The following is a 17,301-nucleotide window of genomic DNA, read 5'->3' as shown; positions in this document are numbered from 1 at the left end:
GGCTTTGTCAGTAGAAGATTCGAAGGAGAGTGTAAGAATAAAGAAAAGGAGCCATTTGGCTCCTTTTTAACTGAATCAGCGGATATTAGTTGGTACGTTTCGAAGCGTACCAGTTGTTTTGATACGCCTTAGATGCAAACAGTGCGTTTGCTTTTGCGCGTTCAATAACGGATTCATCGACTTCTAGCGGTTTCATGGTTTGGCTTTCAAAGTCGTACGCCAGGGTCGATACTTTTTCACCAGGAGAAAGCACAACTAGGTTGTCACGCGTTAAATAACCAAAGTTTTTGTCGTATTGCATCATTGCGCGTTCATCTTCGCGAGCCAGTGGTTTCGTTAAATCACGACCAATCATCGGCGTTTTGGCGTCTACGCCAATAAGAGACAACAGCGTAGGCGGCATATCTATGTTGTTTGCGATACGGTCATCTTTACGTGGTTGAATGTCTTTACCAATGATCAATGCAGGAATGTGGAAGTGCTTAACTGGAACCAAGTTAGCGCCAGACACGCGGGCATCGTGGTCTGCAATGACAATGAAAATAGTATCATCCCAGTAGGATGAGTTTTTCGCTTTGTCAAAGAACGTACCCAAAGCGTAATCTGAATATTTTACCGCGTTATTACGCGTCATGTGTTCGGAATCGTATGGCTCAATTTTACCTTTCGGATACTCATAAGGGCTGTGATTGCTTGACGTAAAAACTAAGCTGAAAAAAGGTTTGTCGCTTTTTGAAAGACGTTCAAACTCTTCGTCTGCTTTGTTGTATAAATCTTCATCACTGACCCCCCAAGAGCCAACAAAGCTTGGGTTATTGTAATCATCTTCTTCGACGATTTGATCAAAACCATTACCGAAGAAGAAGGTTTTCATATTATCGAAGTTTGCTTCACCGCCATAAATAAATTGCGTGTGATAGCCTTGTGCTTTGAGTAAGTCTGCGATGGTAAAGAAGCCTGTTTGGCTTTTGCTTAGTTTCACCACTGCGCGAGAAGGGGATGGTGGAAAACCCGTGGTTACGGCTTCGATACCACGAACAGAACGAGTACCCGTTGCGTACATTTGCGTGAACTGCCAACCTTCAGCCATGAGTTCATCCAGGTTTGGCGTAAGAGGTAGACCACCCAAAGAACCTACAAATTGCGCTCCTAAGCTCTCTTGTAGCAAGATCACTAAGTTCTTACGTTTACCATGGTAAGTCGCGGGGTTACTGTTCATGGTTGGAAGCAATGTTGGATCAAAGTCGGACTTTTTTGACGAAGCGCGAACTAGCTCCAGCATCTTTTGATTATCCATCTTGCCGTAGAACTGCTCTGCGCTTTTTTCTGACTTCATGCTGTTGACAGCAAACAGCAGTGAGTAAGATGAGTTTAATGCTAAGTCGTTAAGCAGTGGATCGTTAGAAAACGCCACCATGGCTGGGTTTAGTGGGCGGTGGCCTAAAGACGAGCGTGCGCCTGCAACACCAAGAAGCACAACAAAAATGGCTAATAGTGGGCGCCATTTCCAGTTGATCTGCTGTGCATTGTCGGTCAGTTTTTTGCTCCACTTCCAACCCAAAACTAGAGTTAATGCCGTGCCTAACGCGCCAATAAACAGCTCTAGCTTATAGCCAGTCCAAAGCATGCCCATGACTTCTTTCGGATAGATAAGGTATTCCACAAACAGACGGTTTGGGCGTAGGTCATATTCTTGAATGAATGGTGCCGTTGCCAGTTCCATGTACACGAGAATCCAAAGCCCTAAAACCATCCATATGCGCAATATCCATTTCCAGTATTGCCCAATCTTGCCGTTTAATGGCATTAGGGCTGAAAGCAGTGCAGGGAGGATGAATAACCAGCACAGTGTTGCAATGTCTACGCGTAAGCCTTGGCCTAGGATGTAAATTAAGTCGTTGAAAGAGTCAATTCGATCAAGTTGCCAAAAGGCGAGCAAAACGCGTGAGATAGACAAAAATATAAGTGAAAACAAAGAAAAAGCAGCAATTGGCTGCAAAGGCCCCCACACAGAGCCCTTAGATAAGTTTTTCATATTTATTCGAATAGTTTAATTGTTATGTTGTGTTGTTTTTAACAAAGCAAGCGTGAAATAAACGTGAATTATAATGTGGGTTTATGGTCGAGTAGTGTAAGTGTTGGTATGTCTATGTAAGTGTGGAATGAAGCTCATGTTCGGCTGGAACATAAATTAAACAGGTTATGGTCTGTATCGCTTTTGTTAGCACTTTGGGAAAGTGACGACAAACGTATTCCTACTATTTTCTCTGGGAATGAGCTCAAGTGTTGCACGGTGTAGTGCTGTAATGTCTTTGCAAATTGACATCCCTAAACCCGCACCGTCGCCATGTTCGGAATGACCCCGATAAAACTGTTCGAAGATTCTTTCACGAGTTTCTTTCGGGATTTCTGGACCAGTATCGGAAATTAAGACTTTGATTGTATTATTGTTCTCTGTGACGCTGACTTGTATGTCACTGTGCTCGCCGGAGTAACGAATCGCATTATCGACGAGGTTACGAAATAACACCTCTAACAACATTCGATCACCGGATATAGCGATGTTGGAAGATGATAAACTGATGTCTTGCTTATGCTTCAATGCTAACGGTGCCAAATCAGCAACAACGGTTTGCAACAAAGGGGTTAGCTCAACGGTGTCGAATACACGTTCTGATAAGCTATCTACTTTAGCTAAAGTCAGTAGCTGATGGATAAGGCGGTCAGTGCGTTCAATGCCTTGCAGAATGTTGTGTAAATCTCCTCTCAGTTGCTCCGGATCATTACTTTCAAGTGCATTTTCTACGTTAAGACGAAGGATTGTTAGTGGGGTTTTTAGTTCATGCGCTGCAGCACGTGTAAAGCGTTTCTCTCTTTGCCAGGCTAACTCTAGTTCAGAGAGGAGAGAGTTGAGCGAATCGACAAGTGGTGCGAGTTCAACGGTGTTGTCTTTTACATGAATGCGATCTAATCGGTGTACGTTTCTTTGTGTGATGGCGGTGCGCAGGTCGTTAATCGGTCGGAAATGTTTATCGATCAACCAAAACAGCAAAAGCAACAAAGTTGGTAGTATCAGCAATTGTTCTATTGATGTGGATAGGGCAATTTCGTGGATGATCTCTTTACGTATCTTGTATTTTTCTGCAACCACGACGTATTCATTATCATGTTTTGTTTGTGGCAGTGAAATCTGAAATGTACGCCATTGTGTACCGTCTTTTACGATATCAGCGTAGCCGTTATTATCAAAGGACGTAGAGAGTGCGTGCAAGGTTTGATCAGAGCTCCAGAGCAGTGTGTTGTCTCGATAGAATTGAAAAACCAAGTTTTGTTCATAAGGGTGGCCGAACGTTGTGACATTGTCATCGTCAGACTTTGACATTGACTCAATGTTTTCCATCCACTCATTAAATAATTCTCGATGGTTAGCGAGAGTCCTCTCTTCCGTTGAAATTGAGAGCGTCAGCAACATTAATTTTGCGGATTGTCCAAGCCTAGCGTCATAAACTTCTTCGACCTCGTGCTTCGCAGATTGGAAACTGAAATAAAGTGAGATGAGTAAGAGAACACTTACCAACACGCCTACTGATAGAGTTAACTGACGTTTGATCGAGTACGATTTCTTATCTTTCAAGAATGTACCCCACACCGCGAATATTTTTAATGACCACTTTGGGCGCTTTTTTACGCAAATTGTGAATATGAACTTCGATAGCGTTGTCGCTTGAACCTTCATCCCAGCCGTGCAGTGATTGTTGCAATTGCTCCTTACTTTGCACGCGTCCGGCGTTCGTCATCAAACTGGTGAGGATTTTAAATTCATTGCGTGTGAGTTTAAGCGGCGCGTCATCGTAGCGAATGCTTTGTTCCGATAAGGATAAAGACAACTGTCCAACTTGAATGATTTCTTCTGCACTACCGGATTGACGGCGAATCAACACACGCAAGCGAGCGAGCAACTCTTCGAGTGCAAACGGTTTTCCGAGGTAATCATCTGCGCCGCCATCAAGGCCTTGAACGCGATCGCGAATGTCGTCTCGTGCGGTAAGTATCATCACTGGGAGCTTAAATCCGCCTTTGCGAATATTACGCAGAACTTCCAATCCATCGATATCGGGGAGAGTGAGATCCAATATTACGGCGGTGAACGCTTCTGTTTTGAGTGCGCTAGTCACGCCAGAGCCTTTTTCCACCCAATCCACGGTGTACCCATGGCGACTTAATGAAGTCACCATGGATTGACCGAGTAGTTTGTCATCTTCTACGAGTAATAAGCGCATGGTTTATTTCAATCTCCCAAGAGTCGCTTCAATTTCCAGTTTTCGACCTTTATCAGCCAAAGGTCGGTCAGGGCGAGGTGACGCCTGCATTGCGCGAGTCAAATACACTTTCGCTTCCTTGTCTCGACCTTCTTCTGCAAGGAAGTCTCCATAAAAATAGTTCGGATCGATGCCTTTTGGATTGATCTCTAACGCTTTTTTCAACATTTCTTCGGCTTTATCGTCATCACCAAAGCCAATTGGCCACCCCGGAACTTTGTAATACAGAGAACCTAAACTGGTGTATGCAGATCCATCAAGCGCTTGCGGTGACGTTGCAATTACCCCTTCGAGTAAAGATTTGGCTTCTTTGGCGAGTGATAGTGCACCCAAGCCACCTTGAGCACCAGCCAGCGATGCTTTATTGATTGCCAGCCAAACAGTGAGTTCGGGATTGCCCGGTTCTCTGTCGAGATAAATACTGGTTTTGGCAATCGCGCGATGGAAGCATTGTTCCTTTTCGTCACCATCGGGCGTGCTGTACTGACATTCCGCCCATTTCTTTTGAACCTGTTGCAGTGGAGCATTACCTGCCAACGCAGCGGTCGAAGCTAACGTTGAACAAACCGTCAAAGCGCAAAGTAGTTGTTTGGTATTCATCGTCCATGTCCTCTTCAATGACTGACCCGGTTTACGTATTGGTGAATGGTTTCTTGTTGCTTACGAATCGCAGAAGAAACCACGCTTGGAAGCAGTTGATTGATGCGTGCAAAAAGCTTTTCTGGCCAACCAATCCATTTCGCGGAAATTTCTTTTTCCAACATGGTGACAACGTGATTGGCAACAACTTGCGGCGAGTCCGTTTTGTTACCCAGTTGTCGATTCATCTCATTGACGGCATCGCTATTGAGTAAGGTTTCTGTCGCTCTTGGTGCCAAATACAGCGCACGGATTCCGGTTGCGAACAGTTCTCTGTCGAGCGATTCGGTAAAACGGTGCAATCCCGCTTTTGCCGCGCAATAGGAGGTATAGCCAGGGTAGCCAATTGAGCCGAATGTGGAACCAATATTGAGAATTACCCCAGGCTGTTTTAACCACGTCAACGCCGATTGGCACAGCAGCATCGGCGCAACGAGATTGAGTTGGATATCGTCTGCAATCTGCGTTGGTCGTTTGTGGCTTAACAACGAGAAATCGTTGCTGCCCGCATTGTTAATTAGTGCGTCCACTTTTTGATGTTGGCGCGCTCGATCTTTAATCGCTGTTAATCCTTCTGATGAGGTGATGTCTGCAACGACTAGGTTATGGCGCTCTGGATTCGACAGTTCACGCTGTAGTGTTTGCAAGCTCTCTTCGTTTCGCCCAACAAGAATGAGGCTGGCACCGCGTTTTGCTAACTCTTGCGCGATGGCTTGCCCAATTCCGCCCGTTGCGCCTGTCAGGAGAATGGTGCTGTTGTTAATGATCATGCTTCACCTCACGCCGCTTGTTGGGTTGAGAAAGAAGGCAAAGAACGCAGCATTTGTCCGTACAATGCGAACACCATTTTTGCGGAGTCGATGATGACTTGTTGATCTTCCACTTTGGTGATTTTGTTCATCAGTGATTCAAAAAATTGCAGATGATCTTGGTCTAACACGCTGTGTGAAACTAGGTAAGTCATTGCCGAAGGCGGTAGGCTTAGCGTTGACTGGATTTTTTCAGCCATTTGGCCACCAATGCCGACGCTGGTGCCTTCTAATACCCACACCATGCCAAACAGCGCGAGTGGGTTGTGGCGATCAATGTTGTGGTAAAGGTAGGAAACCATCAGTTCAATCGGTGCACCTACTTGACCTACATCTTTGTTGTTGCGCACTGCTTCGGCATCGCCGCCGCACGCTTTGATGTCATTTAAAATCCATTCTTGATGGCCTTTCTCTTCCTCGATATACTCGGCAATGGCATCTCGTACCCATTCGTATTCGCCAGATAGGCGGCCTCCACACGCCATCAGCAAGGGAACAGTGTGCTTAACGTGATGGTAAGCTTGGGTTAGAAAGGCGATATACATATCTTTGGAAATGTTGCCTTGTTGAACGTCTGCGATGACTGGCGCAGTTAACATTGCTTGTTGAGCAGCGGTAGTGCTTTGTTTGAGTTGTTCGAAAAATAAAGTCATAACCTTCTCCTTAAGAAGCCGTTAACTAAGATGCAGTTTGGAAAGACGTAATGTGTTGCTGGAAGGGCAAATCGATGCGTTGGATCTTTTGCGCTTGCAGCGTTAATTCAGGCGTTGTGCTCGCTAATAACTGAGCCACATCATGTTCGATTTGATTTCGTTTGAGCTTGCCGTTATCCGTGTACCAACCAGAGATGGCTGGTGGGTTGTCCAGCAGCAATAAGGTTCGGATCTGAGCGTAATCGGGTAGGGTTCGGTTTAATGCATGAACCTTTGCTTCGACGTCTTCGCTATTGGCAATGACAGCGCATAATGTTTGTTGGCTATCGCCTGTAACGATCAGTGGCGTCATCGGCAAAAACGCCAACGCTTCTGATTCAATCCATTCCGGTGAGACATTTCTGCCGTATGCGGTGACGATAAGGTTCTTCTTGCGTCCTGAGAGAGTGACAAAACCTTGCGCGTCAATTTGGGCTAAGTCGCCAGTTGCTAACCATTCTTGAGTAAACGGCTCATTCAAATAACCAAGAGCAACGTTGCCTTTGACGAGCAGTTCACCATCTTCCGCGATACGAATCTGAGTGTGCGGAAGCGGTTTGCCACACGTTCCTGCTTTAAATGCGGTTGGTGTATTCAAACAAACAACAGAGCCACATTCAGATAAGCCATAACCTTCAAACGTAGGGGTGTTCAGCGCATGCGCGGTGTTAATCAGTTGCGACGACACTCTTGCGCCGCCAACAGCGACAAATTTTAGAGAATCCACAAGAGAGGGCTGCTGTTTCGCGATGTGAATGAGCGCAAGCAATAATGCTGGTGTTAGCACTAAGCTTTCTGGTTTGATGGTCGCTAATGCTTGCGCAAACAAACCCGGTTCGAATTGGCTTGAACCGAGTAAGCCGGTTTGCTCTCCGGGTAAAATATATGACGTCACGCCCAACATGAGTGGTACATAAACACCGGTTATGTTTTCGAGAAGCGTCGATAACGGAAGCAGCACTAAGTGCGAGTGCGCCGCGCTGTTTACTGCATCGGCGAGCGACTTCGCCACCAAACACAAATGATCATTGCTTAAACACACGCCTTTAGGCTGACCAGTCGAGCCAGACGTAAATGTGATTTTTCCGGTTTCTGGTAGATAAGCTACCTGTGTACCTTCATCTCCCAACTGGTTACGACGCAGCAAAGGCAAATTGGTAATGGAAAACGGATGGTCTTGCTGATTAAAGCTTTGCTTAGGGTTAGAAGCCAACCATGCTTGCCAATCGCCGACTAAAGCATCGACGCGTGATTGCTCTAACGTATGTTCAACCTGTGCATCAGAGAAAAAAGTCGGAATAGGTACGACGACTATGTCTGCCGCCATCGCCGCCAAATCAACAATGGCCCAATTGATGCTGTTTTCTGCGCGTAGCGCGAGTGCTTTGATGTTCTGTGCAATAAGCTCGGCGGCAACGAGTTCGATCTTGTTTAACAATTCAGAGTAAGTCAGTTCAACGGTTTGATTCGCTTCGTAGCCGACAAGTGCTACTCGATCTGGTGTCGTTTTTGCCCATTTTGTAATGGCATCGAGGAGAATATTCATACGTCACCTATATTCTGGAGTGGTGTTTAACCAAGTTGTTCTGGCTGTGTTTGCGGTTTTAACGACGTTTACTTTTCTATCTAGGCTTGTTTGCGTTTTCTTTCTTGGACTAATCGAAGGCGCTCTAGTCCTTTTTGCAAATTACCAGCTAACACACGCGGTTGATGTTCGTAGTACGAACCCCAAGTGGACTTGGCATAGGGGACTTTATTTTGATCGGCCTGCGCGATGATATGAGGCTCCAATCCTAGACGCGCCATCATTGCGTGAAGAGGGTCTGTCGCGGTGAAGATGCACCATTCAAAACCGAGATTGACCAGCATTTCTGCGATCAGGTAGAAGTGCAGAGATGACATGCCCTTAGCGAAAGATGCCAAGTGACCAAACTCCACTAAGTTCGAACGTTTTACGTCGCAGTTAAATACGTTAGAAACCAGCTTTTGAGCGTCGTCTTCTAAATACTGTTCAAGGAACAAGGGCTCATCTTCGGCGATGCGAAAGCCGCATACGGAAATAATTTGAGCGCCTTCAATGAGGGTTAAATACGCCGGCATAAATTGTTTCAGCTCGGCAAAGAATGCTTCTTGATAACGCTGAGAAACATGCTCGATAACTTGGCTCCAAAGCGGATGCATTGGATAGACGATGTCTAAAGTAAAGCCATCTGCAGAAATTTGTGCATGGTGTTTCATGAGCGCTTCCTTTGTTTGATTGGTTATCAACAAAATAAAACGCGAAACTTAAGAAATTCTTAAGGAATGAAATTAAGTAGAAACTTTAAGAAAATACTGAGGAGCAAGGCTCAGTATTGTTGCAATCCTTTTTACTAATGTGAATAAAATAAGAGCCAACCGATGTGATCGGTTGGCTCTAAAGTTAGGTGTCACGTATTTTAATGGTTGTGCCGATTACATGGCTGCTTTTTTAGCTTCGTCTACCCATGCGTCGAACTTTTTCTGGTTCGCTTTGATCCAGCCATTTACATGAGACTCGATGTCTGCTGAGCTGTTCTTACCTTGGCTCATCATCATATTCTGCGCACTAACATCATTGATGTTTAGCTTGATGATTTCAAACAGCTTCGCTGCTGCTGGGTTCTTTTCAGTAAACTCTTTGTTCGCAACGATGCGCATAGAGTTCATCTCAAAGCCGTAGTTCTTACCGTTCTCTAGTGTTGTGTCGATGTCCTTACGCTCACCAGGAAGTGAAGAGAATGGCACTTCTAACCAAACAACATCTTTACCCGGAACTAAGACGCCACTTACCCAGTAAGGTGTCCAAGTGTAGTAAAGAATCGGATCGCCTTTTTTGTAACGAGAAATCGTGTCAGCGATAATCGCAGCGTAGTTACCTTGGTTGTGCGTTACTGTGTCACGAAGCTTGAACGCATCCAACTGATGCTCAACGACCATTTCACAACCCCAACCTGGGTTACAACCTGTTAAGTCCGCTTTACCGTCACCGTTGGCATCGAAAAGTTTCGCCAGTTTTGGATCTTTTAATTGACCAATATTTGTGATGCCATATTTTTCAGCGGTTTTTTTATCGATCAAGTAACCTTGAGCAGCACCACTTACATATTGACCTTTGCGGAAAAACTTATCATCACCGCCAGACATCGTGTACTTATCGGCGTGAAGAGGGAACCAACCTACAGCTAAGAAAGTGGCGTCGCCTTTAGCAATAGAGGTATAGCCTACGTTGTAATCGACTTCTTTAGTCGGTTTTACATCGTAACCAAGCTCTTCAAGTGCACGGTTTACGATCAATGTTTGAAACGTTTCCTCTGCAACGGTTGATTGAACTGGCTGAACAGTCACACCTTCACCCGGTAGTTCGCTTGCCACACCATAAGTTGAAAATGCGATAGTACTTAGAGCTCCAACAGAGAGCGCTTTCTTCCATGAATTATTCATTGATGTTTCTCCTAAGTTTTAGATCGTCTTGGTTCGTCTTTGTTTTCAGTTTTAATAGGTATGAAACAGGACCTGTGTGATACCAGCGAAGCTTGGTGTTACCCGCATTAACCCCTAATACTTGGGTAATACGGTCTAATAAAATGGCAAGAATTACGATGCCTAAGCCACCGACAGCAGCAAGACCCATATCAAGTCGGCCGATACCACGAAGTACCATTTGGCCCAAGCCGCCAACCGCAATCATTGAAGCGATCACTACCATAGAAAGCGAAAGCATCAAGGTTTGGTTTACCCCTGCCATAATCGTTGGTAACGCCAATGGCAATTGGATGCGGTAAAGCATCTGTTTTTTGTTTGCCCCGAAAGAGTGGCCCGCTTCGATCAGCTCTTCAGGTACTTGCTGAATCCCTAAAATAGTCAGGCGCACAACGGGAGGCAGTGCGAAAATGATGGTTACTACAACGCCAGGAACGTTACCAATACCGAATAGCATAACGATTGGCACTAGATAAACGAACGCGGGGGTCGTTTGCATTGCATCGAGTATTGGTCTAACAAATTTGGCTGCGGTTTGGCTTCTCGCCAACCATATCCCCATCGGTAGCCCGATAAGCAAACAGAAGAAGACGGCGGTTAAAACCAGTGCGAGCGTTGTCATCGCCTGTGACCAAGCACCAATTAGGCCGATAAAAACAAGGGATACAAGCGTTGAAAAACCGAGTTTTACATTGGAAAACTGCCACGCCAGCAAAAATAAAATGAGCACCATGATGGGCGCAGGTGTGGACACCAAAGCAGTTTCAAACGAGGTAAGAATAAAGTCGATTGGAACTCGAATTGCTTGGAAAACAGGGCGACCATGTTCCACCAACCAGTTCAATCCCGATTCTACCCAGCTATCAAGTGGTAGAACCGCATCTTGGAATGGGTTCATAATGTCGAATGGCGCTTGCTCTACAGTTTCTGAGCTTAACCAGTCATTACTTGGGGCAGCGTCAGCACCTGCACCTTGTGACCAAGGATCATCTTGTGCAGGAGCGGTATTCGACCAGGGATCATTGTTAGTTTGCTCTGAAGACATCGTGTTAATCCTTATCTAGTGTTTGTAGAAGACGTGATTTAGTCACGACACCAAAGTAAGTACCTTGCTCATCAACGACAGGTACGGCATAAGGAACGCCTGCAACTAGCCCCAAAATGTCATTGATTGACTGTTCTGGCTGAAGAGTGACTTCATCCGTCAATTGAGCACTGGCTAGAGAGCGGTTTTCTTTGTGAGCCAAACGTAGTGAGTCAAGAGACACGATGCCGGAATATCGGCTAGATTTATCCACGACAATGCCGTAATCACGGTCATGATCCATCAGAATCTGCATCGCAGAGCCTGGGCCATCATTTTCCGATTTCTTAAAGACGGCGGCTGGCTTCTTGCGAGCGATATCTTTTGCTGTCAAGACACTTGCGATGTTTACGCCGCGGAAAAACGCTTCGACATAATCATTTGCTGGACTGTGCAATATTTCATCAGGTGTGCCAACCTGAACAACCTCACCGTTTTGCATGATGGCGATACGATCACCAATACGCATTGCTTCGTCCAAATCATGAGATATGAAGACAATTGTGCGTTTGTCATCGTTTTGTAGACGAATAAGCTCATCCTGCATCTCAGAACGGATTAATGGGTCTAAAGCGGAAAACGCCTCGTCCATTAATAGAATGTCTGGGTCACAAGCCAATGCCCTTGCTAGACCCACGCGCTGTTTCATACCACCGGATAACTCGTCAGGGAAAGATTCTGCATAAGGGTCTAAGCCAACTCTTTCCAAGGCGGAAAGGGCACTTTTCTGACGTTCATTAACATCAATGCCAGCAAGTTCTAAACCGAATGCAGCGTTTTCGATCACCGTCATGTGAGGCATAAGTGCGAAACTTTGAAACACCATTGAGATATTGTTGCGACGAACTTCTCGAAGTTCGTCTTCAGAGATATGGGCAATATCTTTCCCTTTTAGATAAACACTGCCTTTCGTTGGCTCAATGAGTCGGTTTAGGAGTCGAACGAGAGTAGATTTTCCCGAACCAGAAAGCCCCATGATCACGAAAATTTCACCTTCGTTAATGGTTAGAGATACATCGTTTACGCCGACTGTTAAACCTGTCTGTTCAAAAATACCGTCCTTATCGATACCTTTTTCGATAAGCGAGAAGGCTCTTTCTGGGTCTTCTCCAAACACTTTATACAGTCCCTTAACTTCCAGTATGGGATCCATGTTATCTGTCCTTTTTTGTGTGTTTATAACTGTTTAACGATTTGTACTCTAATTAATTTTAGTTCAACTTTCAACGAATGGGGTTCGGTTAACAGGATTTTATGTGCATACAATAAACAATGAAGGTGGTGTGGTTAAATAGTGTTTTTATTAACAAAAATAGATATTTACGGTTGGTTTTGTCTTCGCTTAACTTTTCCATGACATTGGTTTGAATTTATTTTGAAGTTTTTAGTACATTTCAACTCAGCCCATCTGCATAGCTATAAGGAGAAATAGATTAGAGGTCTATATTTAAAAACATTAGAGCTCTAATTTTTGGTTGGAGTTTTATTCTGCGAACTAGGTTAGGTGTTGTTATTCTTAGATTTATTCATTGATTGATTTCAATCTTGGTGATATTTATCGCTGTAGTTTAGGCAACGTATGGAATAAAAGATGGAAGCCGAACAGTTAGAAGTGCTCAACTTCATTAGCCAGTACCCACCTTTCGATGATCTACCCGAAGAGCAGTTAAAAAAGATCGCTCTAAATGCCGAGGTTGCATACTTTCGGCAAGGCACAGAGATACTCAATTTTGGAGACACGATCCGCGACTTATATATGGTGAGAAGCGGCGCTGTGGAGATCTACCGACGTAAAGGCGAACTCTATAACAGGATTGACGCTGGTGGACTGTTTGGACAGATGGGGTTGTTAATGAACAACCGTGTGCGTATGCCTGCCAAAGCGATAGAAGACACCTTGGTTTACTGTATTCCGGAGGATATTTTCAACGAGCTTTGTGACGAGTTTGAAAACTTTGCTGACTACATGGAACTGGAAGACAGCGCGCGCTTGCGAAGCGCAATATCCAGCCGCTCAGAAAGTAATGACTTTACCACTGCCAAAGCACGTAAGATCTTAGCGAGAGATCCGGTAACGTTGGAGGCGACGGCATCGATTCAAGAAGCCGCGATACTGATGGCGGAGGAAAATGTTACCTCTTTGCTTATTGTTCGCCCAGCAGAAGAACTCACAGAAGAAGACGATGAACAACTACTTGGAATATTGACTGATCGCGATCTATGTATTCGCGTATTGGCTCAGGGCATTGATACCAATATTCCAGTGAGTGAGGTCATGAGTTATGACGTGGTGTCTCTGGATTACAACGCTTATGTCTTTGAAGCCATGTTAACCATGTTGCGCTACAACGTGCACCATCTCCCAATTTTAAAAGATAAAAAGCCGATAGGAATTATTGGCATGACGGATATTGTCCGTTATGAATCTCAAAACAGTTTGTTACTCGTTAGCTCTATCTTCCAACAAACCAGCGTTGAAGATCTCAAGCAAGTTTCTGAACAAGTGAAAGACTGCTTTGTACGAATGGTGAATGAAGATGCCAACGCTCATATGATTGGTCGAGCCATGTCGGTCATTGGTAGTAGCTTTAAACAGCGTTTGGCTGAATTAGCAGAGCAAGAGCTTGGCCCTGCGCCAATTCCGTATTGTTTGGTCGCTATGGGATCGATGGCCAGGGATGAGCAGTTAATTGTAACGGACCAAGACAACGCCCTTATTCTCGATAACAGTTATGATGTTGAGATGCACGGGGAGTACTTTGAAAAGTTTGCCAAATTTGTTTGTGATGGTTTAGCAGCATGCGGCTATGCTTACTGTACTGGCGACATTATGGCAACCAATCCAGAGTGGCGAAAAACCCGAGCGGAGTGGGAGGAGTGCTTTGGCAACTGGATAGATAACCCAACTCCTGAAAGGTTGTTAAACAGTAATATCTTTTTTGATTTGTTAGGTGTTCATGGGCGAGTGAAGTGGGCGGAACAATTAAGCAGCTTTATTGTTAGGCGCGCGAAAAGAAACAACCGCTTCCTTGCATGTATGGCTTACAACGCGATACGTCGTACACCGCCATTGGGCTTCTTCAAAGATTTTGTTATGGAGAAAGATGGTCGTCACCGCAATTCTATTAACTTGAAAAGAAGAGGAACTGCGCCATTGGCAGATTTGATTCGAGTACATTCATTGGCAATTGGTTCCCGTTCGCAAAACTCGTTTGACCGTTTAGACGATATCAATGATGCGGGCATTTTACCTAAAGGTCGAGGAATGGACTTGAGGGATGCAATGGAATTGATCTACATGGTTCGAATTCGTCATCAAGCACTCGATATCGAAAATGGAGATGAACCAGATAACAACATTGAGCCAGAGAACATGTCAGAGTTTGAGCGCCGAAACTTAAAAGCTGCTTTCCAAATCCTTAGTAATGCACAGAACTTCATCAAGTTCCGATACCAGAGAAGTAGCAAATAATGTGGTTCTCAAAAAAGGCAGCAAAAGATCAGCCGTTGTTGGATACGTCTCGGACGCCAGAGTGGTCAACGTTATTCAAACAGCTCGCGAAAGAAGCAAGAGACGAGAGGCTCAAACGTTATTACTCGACACCGATGGTTAATGGGGAAACACCAATTGAGGAAGTGCCATTTGTCTCGGTAGATTTTGAAACGACAGGTTTGAATGCGGAAGAGGATGCAATTCTCACGATTGGACTTGTGCCGTTTACCATTGATCGTGTTCAATGTAGTGGCTCTGCGCATTGGGTTGTTAACCCTAATCGTGAGTTAAACGAAGAGTCAGTTGTGATTCATGGCATCACTGATTCTGAAGTCAAAAACGCGCCCCAACTAACCCACATTTTAGGGGAAATATTGGATGCGCTGTCAGGCAAAGTTGTGCTTGTTCATTATAAAAATATCGAAAGGCAGTTTTTTAATAACGCGTTGCTAAATAGCATTGGGGAGGGGATACAGTTTCCCGTTGTCGATACGCTAGACATTGAACACGCGATACAGCGCCGTGAATGCAGTGGCCTATTCAATAAGTTAAAAGGTAAGAAGCCAGGCTCTGTCAGGCTGGGGCATGCTCGTGAAAGGTATCGCCTTCCTGCTTATCAACCTCATCATGCTTTGACCGATGCACTGGCAACTGCTGAACTGTTTCAAGCACAGTTGCAATATCATTTTAATCGAAGCATGCCAATCTCTTCGATTTGGCAATAAGCGTTGTTTATGATGAAGACAATAAAATGCAATGAAAGGTAGGGGGCTTTGCGATTATGATGGCGGACTGAGTAACCGCTTATAAGAACTATGTTTTTTGAACATGTGCTTGGTAGTGATGGGAGGCTTCATCACTCAAACTCCGACGAAAGTAATTTAAATTTGGTCACGTATTTTTAAGGAGATTATCCGTGAGCACCGATAATAACGGTGGCATTCAACGCCCCGATGGAAAGGTAAACGCGATAGACACTGACTATCAAATTGGTCAGGATAACGTCGCGTTAAAAGTAGGCCCGTTTGGCCTTGATATTCATAACCGTGTTTTTGCAATTTCTGGTTTAGCAATCATCCTATTTGTTGTAGTAACACTATTATTTCGAGAACAGGTAGAGCCGTTTTTCGCAGATCTAAGAGCGGGTTTGTTACACCATTTGGATTGGTTCTTTCTCGCATCTGGTAATATTTTTGTCATTGTCTGTGTTGGGTTGATTTTTACACCGCTAGGTCGCGTACGAATCGGCGGTACAGAAGCGACGCCAGATTATTCCTATGCGGGTTGGCTGGCAATGCTCTTTGCAGCAGGTATGGGTATCGGTCTGGTGTTCTTTGGTGTATCAGAACCTATGTCTCATTTTAGTTCTGCTATTGGTGGCGTGAACGTTGAGAACGGTGTTCGTACTGACTGGGCCCCTCTAGGTGGTGCAGAAGGCGATGCAAGTGCTGCATCTGCACTAGGCATGGCGGCGACGATTTACCACTGGGCGCTTCATCCGTGGTCAATCTATGCGCTATTGGCTCTTGGTTTGGCGATTTTCTCGTTTAACAAAGGCTTACCACTTACCATGCGATCCATTTTTTACCCACTGTTTGGTGAGCGTGTATGGGGTTGGACTGGTCACATTATCGACATTCTTGCCGTTGTCGCGACAGTTTTTGGCCTGGCAACGTCTCTAGGTTACGGTGCGTCTCAAGCCGCAACGGGTTTGAACTTCCTATTTGATGTCCCAATGACGAATACTACGCAGGTACTATTGATTATTGGCATCACCGCACTCGCTTTAATCTCAGTTGTTGCGGGACTAGACAAAGGCGTGAAAATCTTATCTGAGATCAACATGGGTCTCGCTGCGCTTTTACTGCTTTTCGTTATTGTTGTCGGCCCGACGATCGCGATTTTAACGGGCTTCTTCGAAAATATAGTGTCATATGTGGCTAATATTCCTGCCCTATCAATGCCATTTGGACGAGAAGACGTAAACTATTCTCAAGGTTGGACAGCATTCTACTGGGCTTGGTGGATTTCTTGGTCACCATTTGTCGGTATGTTCATTGCGCGTGTATCTCGTGGTCGTTCAGTTCGTGAGTTCATTATTTGCGTTATCCTTATCCCTTCTTCTGTTTGTGTGTTATGGATGACCGCTTTTGGTGGTAACGCTATAAGCCAATACGTGAGCGATGGTTATGAAGCCGTGTTCAACGCGGAATTACCGTTAAAACTATTTGCCATGTTAGATGTGATGCCGCTAGCTGAAATTACATCTTTCGTCGGTATTATTTTGGTGGTGGTATTCTTCATTACCTCTTCAGACTCTGGTTCACTGGTTATTGATACTATTGCTGCGGGCGGTAAGGTCGATGCGCCAACGCCTCAACGCGTGTTCTGGTGTACGTTTGAAGGCTTAGTTGCGATTGCATTGATGCTTGGTGGTGGCCTAGCGGCAGCTCAAGCAATGGCCGTGACCACAGGCCTACCATTTACGATTGTTCTGCTTGTTGCAACGGTTTCTCTAGTAAAAGGCTTGATGGATGAACCTCGTCCAAAAGCGGTTTCTAAGAAGAAATCGAAATAACCAACATCAGCAGTTAAATATTTGAATAAAGCGGCATGCGAAAGCATGCCGCTTTTTTTTGATTTTTGAATTTTTTGCTGAGAAATGAAGACCATGGAGGACTGTTTTTTCTGTTCGTTTTTTATACTTATTCTTTAAGTGATTTTTTAATAAATTAGACCTCGAACTATTTTAAGATTTGGTTAA

General features: G+C 44.8%; 14 protein-coding genes. 3 read left to right on the top strand and 11 right to left on the bottom strand.

Annotated features, from left to right (window positions below):
• Positions 1 to 85 precede the first annotated feature (85 nt).
• From L3V27_RS09760 to proV, 11 genes are all read right to left on the bottom strand, one after another.
• Entirely contained in the window at positions 86 to 2,035 is a 1,950-nt protein-coding gene (locus L3V27_RS09760) for an LTA synthase family protein (protein WP_161442422.1), read from the bottom strand.
• Between the two features lie 186 nt (positions 2,036 to 2,221).
• Entirely contained in the window at positions 2,222 to 3,634 is a 1,413-nt protein-coding gene (locus tag L3V27_RS09755) for an ATP-binding protein (RefSeq protein WP_053807511.1), read from the bottom strand.
• Positions 3,624 to 4,280 (bottom strand): response regulator, encoded by a 657-nt coding sequence (locus tag L3V27_RS09750; protein ID WP_005393404.1) that lies wholly within the window; start codon positions 4,278 to 4,280, stop codon positions 3,624 to 3,626. The genes L3V27_RS09755 and L3V27_RS09750 overlap by 11 nt, the downstream gene beginning before the upstream one ends.
• Before the next feature lie 3 nt (positions 4,281 to 4,283).
• On the bottom strand, positions 4,284 to 4,919 hold the full coding sequence (locus tag L3V27_RS09745; protein WP_237311736.1) for a hypothetical protein: 636 nt from the start codon (positions 4,917 to 4,919) through the stop codon (positions 4,284 to 4,286).
• 14 nt (positions 4,920 to 4,933) lie between these two features.
• Positions 4,934 to 5,728 (bottom strand): SDR family oxidoreductase, encoded by a 795-nt coding sequence (locus L3V27_RS09740; RefSeq protein WP_237311735.1) that lies wholly within the window; start codon positions 5,726 to 5,728, stop codon positions 4,934 to 4,936.
• A gap of 8 nt (positions 5,729 to 5,736) precedes the next feature.
• Positions 5,737 to 6,420 carry an iron-containing redox enzyme family protein gene (locus L3V27_RS09735; protein WP_065646781.1) on the bottom strand — a complete coding sequence of 228 codons (684 nt, stop codon included), beginning with the start codon at positions 6,418 to 6,420 and terminating at the stop codon, positions 5,737 to 5,739.
• 25 nt (positions 6,421 to 6,445) lie between these two features.
• Entirely contained in the window at positions 6,446 to 8,005 is a 1,560-nt protein-coding gene (locus L3V27_RS09730) for an AMP-binding protein (RefSeq protein WP_237311734.1), read from the bottom strand.
• Between the two features lie 80 nt (positions 8,006 to 8,085).
• Complete coding sequence (locus tag L3V27_RS09725) at positions 8,086 to 8,697, bottom strand: thermostable hemolysin (protein WP_006741595.1); 612 nt, start codon at positions 8,695 to 8,697, stop codon at positions 8,086 to 8,088.
• Between the two features lie 216 nt (positions 8,698 to 8,913).
• Positions 8,914 to 9,921, bottom strand: coding sequence for a glycine betaine/L-proline ABC transporter substrate-binding protein ProX (gene proX, locus L3V27_RS09720; protein WP_005393392.1), 1,008 nt, complete (start codon positions 9,919 to 9,921; stop codon positions 8,914 to 8,916).
• Complete coding sequence (gene proW, locus L3V27_RS09715) at positions 9,914 to 11,005, bottom strand: glycine betaine/L-proline ABC transporter permease ProW (protein WP_046874899.1); 1,092 nt, start codon at positions 11,003 to 11,005, stop codon at positions 9,914 to 9,916. Before proW ends, proX begins: the two co-directional genes overlap by 8 nt.
• Positions 11,006 to 11,009: 4 nt before the next feature.
• On the bottom strand, positions 11,010 to 12,197 hold the full coding sequence (proV, locus tag L3V27_RS09710; RefSeq protein WP_005393388.1) for a glycine betaine/L-proline ABC transporter ATP-binding protein ProV: 1,188 nt from the start codon (positions 12,195 to 12,197) through the stop codon (positions 11,010 to 11,012).
• A 438-nt stretch (positions 12,198 to 12,635) separates the two neighbouring features.
• Between proV and L3V27_RS09705 the strand changes: the two genes are divergently transcribed.
• From L3V27_RS09705 to L3V27_RS09695, 3 genes are all read left to right on the top strand, one after another.
• Positions 12,636 to 14,516, top strand: a complete 1,881-nt coding sequence (locus tag L3V27_RS09705; RefSeq protein WP_006741594.1) for a DUF294 nucleotidyltransferase-like domain-containing protein — start codon at positions 12,636 to 12,638, stop codon at positions 14,514 to 14,516.
• The gene (locus tag L3V27_RS09700) at positions 14,516 to 15,262 is read left to right on the top strand and encodes a 3'-5' exonuclease (RefSeq protein ID WP_101911959.1); all 747 of its coding nucleotides are present in this window, start codon (positions 14,516 to 14,518) and stop codon (positions 15,260 to 15,262) included. The genes L3V27_RS09705 and L3V27_RS09700 overlap by 1 nt, the downstream gene beginning before the upstream one ends.
• A 191-nt stretch (positions 15,263 to 15,453) precedes the next feature.
• Positions 15,454 to 17,115 (top strand): BCCT family transporter, encoded by a 1,662-nt coding sequence (locus L3V27_RS09695; RefSeq protein WP_005393381.1) that lies wholly within the window; start codon positions 15,454 to 15,456, stop codon positions 17,113 to 17,115.
• The last annotated feature ends 186 nt before the right edge of the window (positions 17,116 to 17,301 follow it).

Source organism: Vibrio sp. J2-3(2022) (assembly GCF_021725735.1).
Classification (GTDB): domain Bacteria; phylum Pseudomonadota; class Gammaproteobacteria; order Enterobacterales; family Vibrionaceae; genus Vibrio; species Vibrio diabolicus.
This window is presented reverse-complemented; position numbering and strand designations above follow the sequence as displayed.

Excerpts from the sequence above, each read along its gene's own strand:
- L3V27_RS09705 (WP_006741594.1), top strand. The coding sequence starts at position 12,636 with ATGGAAGCCGAACAGTTAGAAGTGCTCAACTTCATTAGCCAGTACCCA.
- L3V27_RS09750 (WP_005393404.1), bottom strand. The coding sequence starts at position 4,280 with ATGCGCTTATTACTCGTAGAAGATGACAAACTACTCGGTCAATCCATG.
- L3V27_RS09730 (WP_237311734.1), bottom strand. The coding sequence starts at position 8,005 with ATGAATATTCTCCTCGATGCCATTACAAAATGGGCAAAAACGACACCA.
- proV (WP_005393388.1), bottom strand. The coding sequence starts at position 12,197 with ATGGATCCCATACTGGAAGTTAAGGGACTGTATAAAGTGTTTGGAGAA.
- proW (WP_046874899.1), bottom strand. The coding sequence starts at position 11,005 with ATGTCTTCAGAGCAAACTAACAATGATCCCTGGTCGAATACCGCTCCT.
- L3V27_RS09745 (WP_237311736.1), bottom strand. The coding sequence starts at position 4,919 with ATGAATACCAAACAACTACTTTGCGCTTTGACGGTTTGTTCAACGTTA.
- L3V27_RS09760 (WP_161442422.1), bottom strand. The coding sequence starts at position 2,035 with ATGAAAAACTTATCTAAGGGCTCTGTGTGGGGGCCTTTGCAGCCAATT.
- L3V27_RS09740 (WP_237311735.1), bottom strand. The coding sequence starts at position 5,728 with ATGATCATTAACAACAGCACCATTCTCCTGACAGGCGCAACGGGCGGA.
- L3V27_RS09725 (WP_006741595.1), bottom strand. The coding sequence starts at position 8,697 with ATGAAACACCATGCACAAATTTCTGCAGATGGCTTTACTTTAGACATC.
- L3V27_RS09735 (WP_065646781.1), bottom strand. The coding sequence starts at position 6,420 with ATGACTTTATTTTTCGAACAACTCAAACAAAGCACTACCGCTGCTCAA.
- L3V27_RS09700 (WP_101911959.1), top strand. The coding sequence starts at position 14,516 with ATGTGGTTCTCAAAAAAGGCAGCAAAAGATCAGCCGTTGTTGGATACG.
- proX (WP_005393392.1), bottom strand. The coding sequence starts at position 9,921 with ATGAATAATTCATGGAAGAAAGCGCTCTCTGTTGGAGCTCTAAGTACT.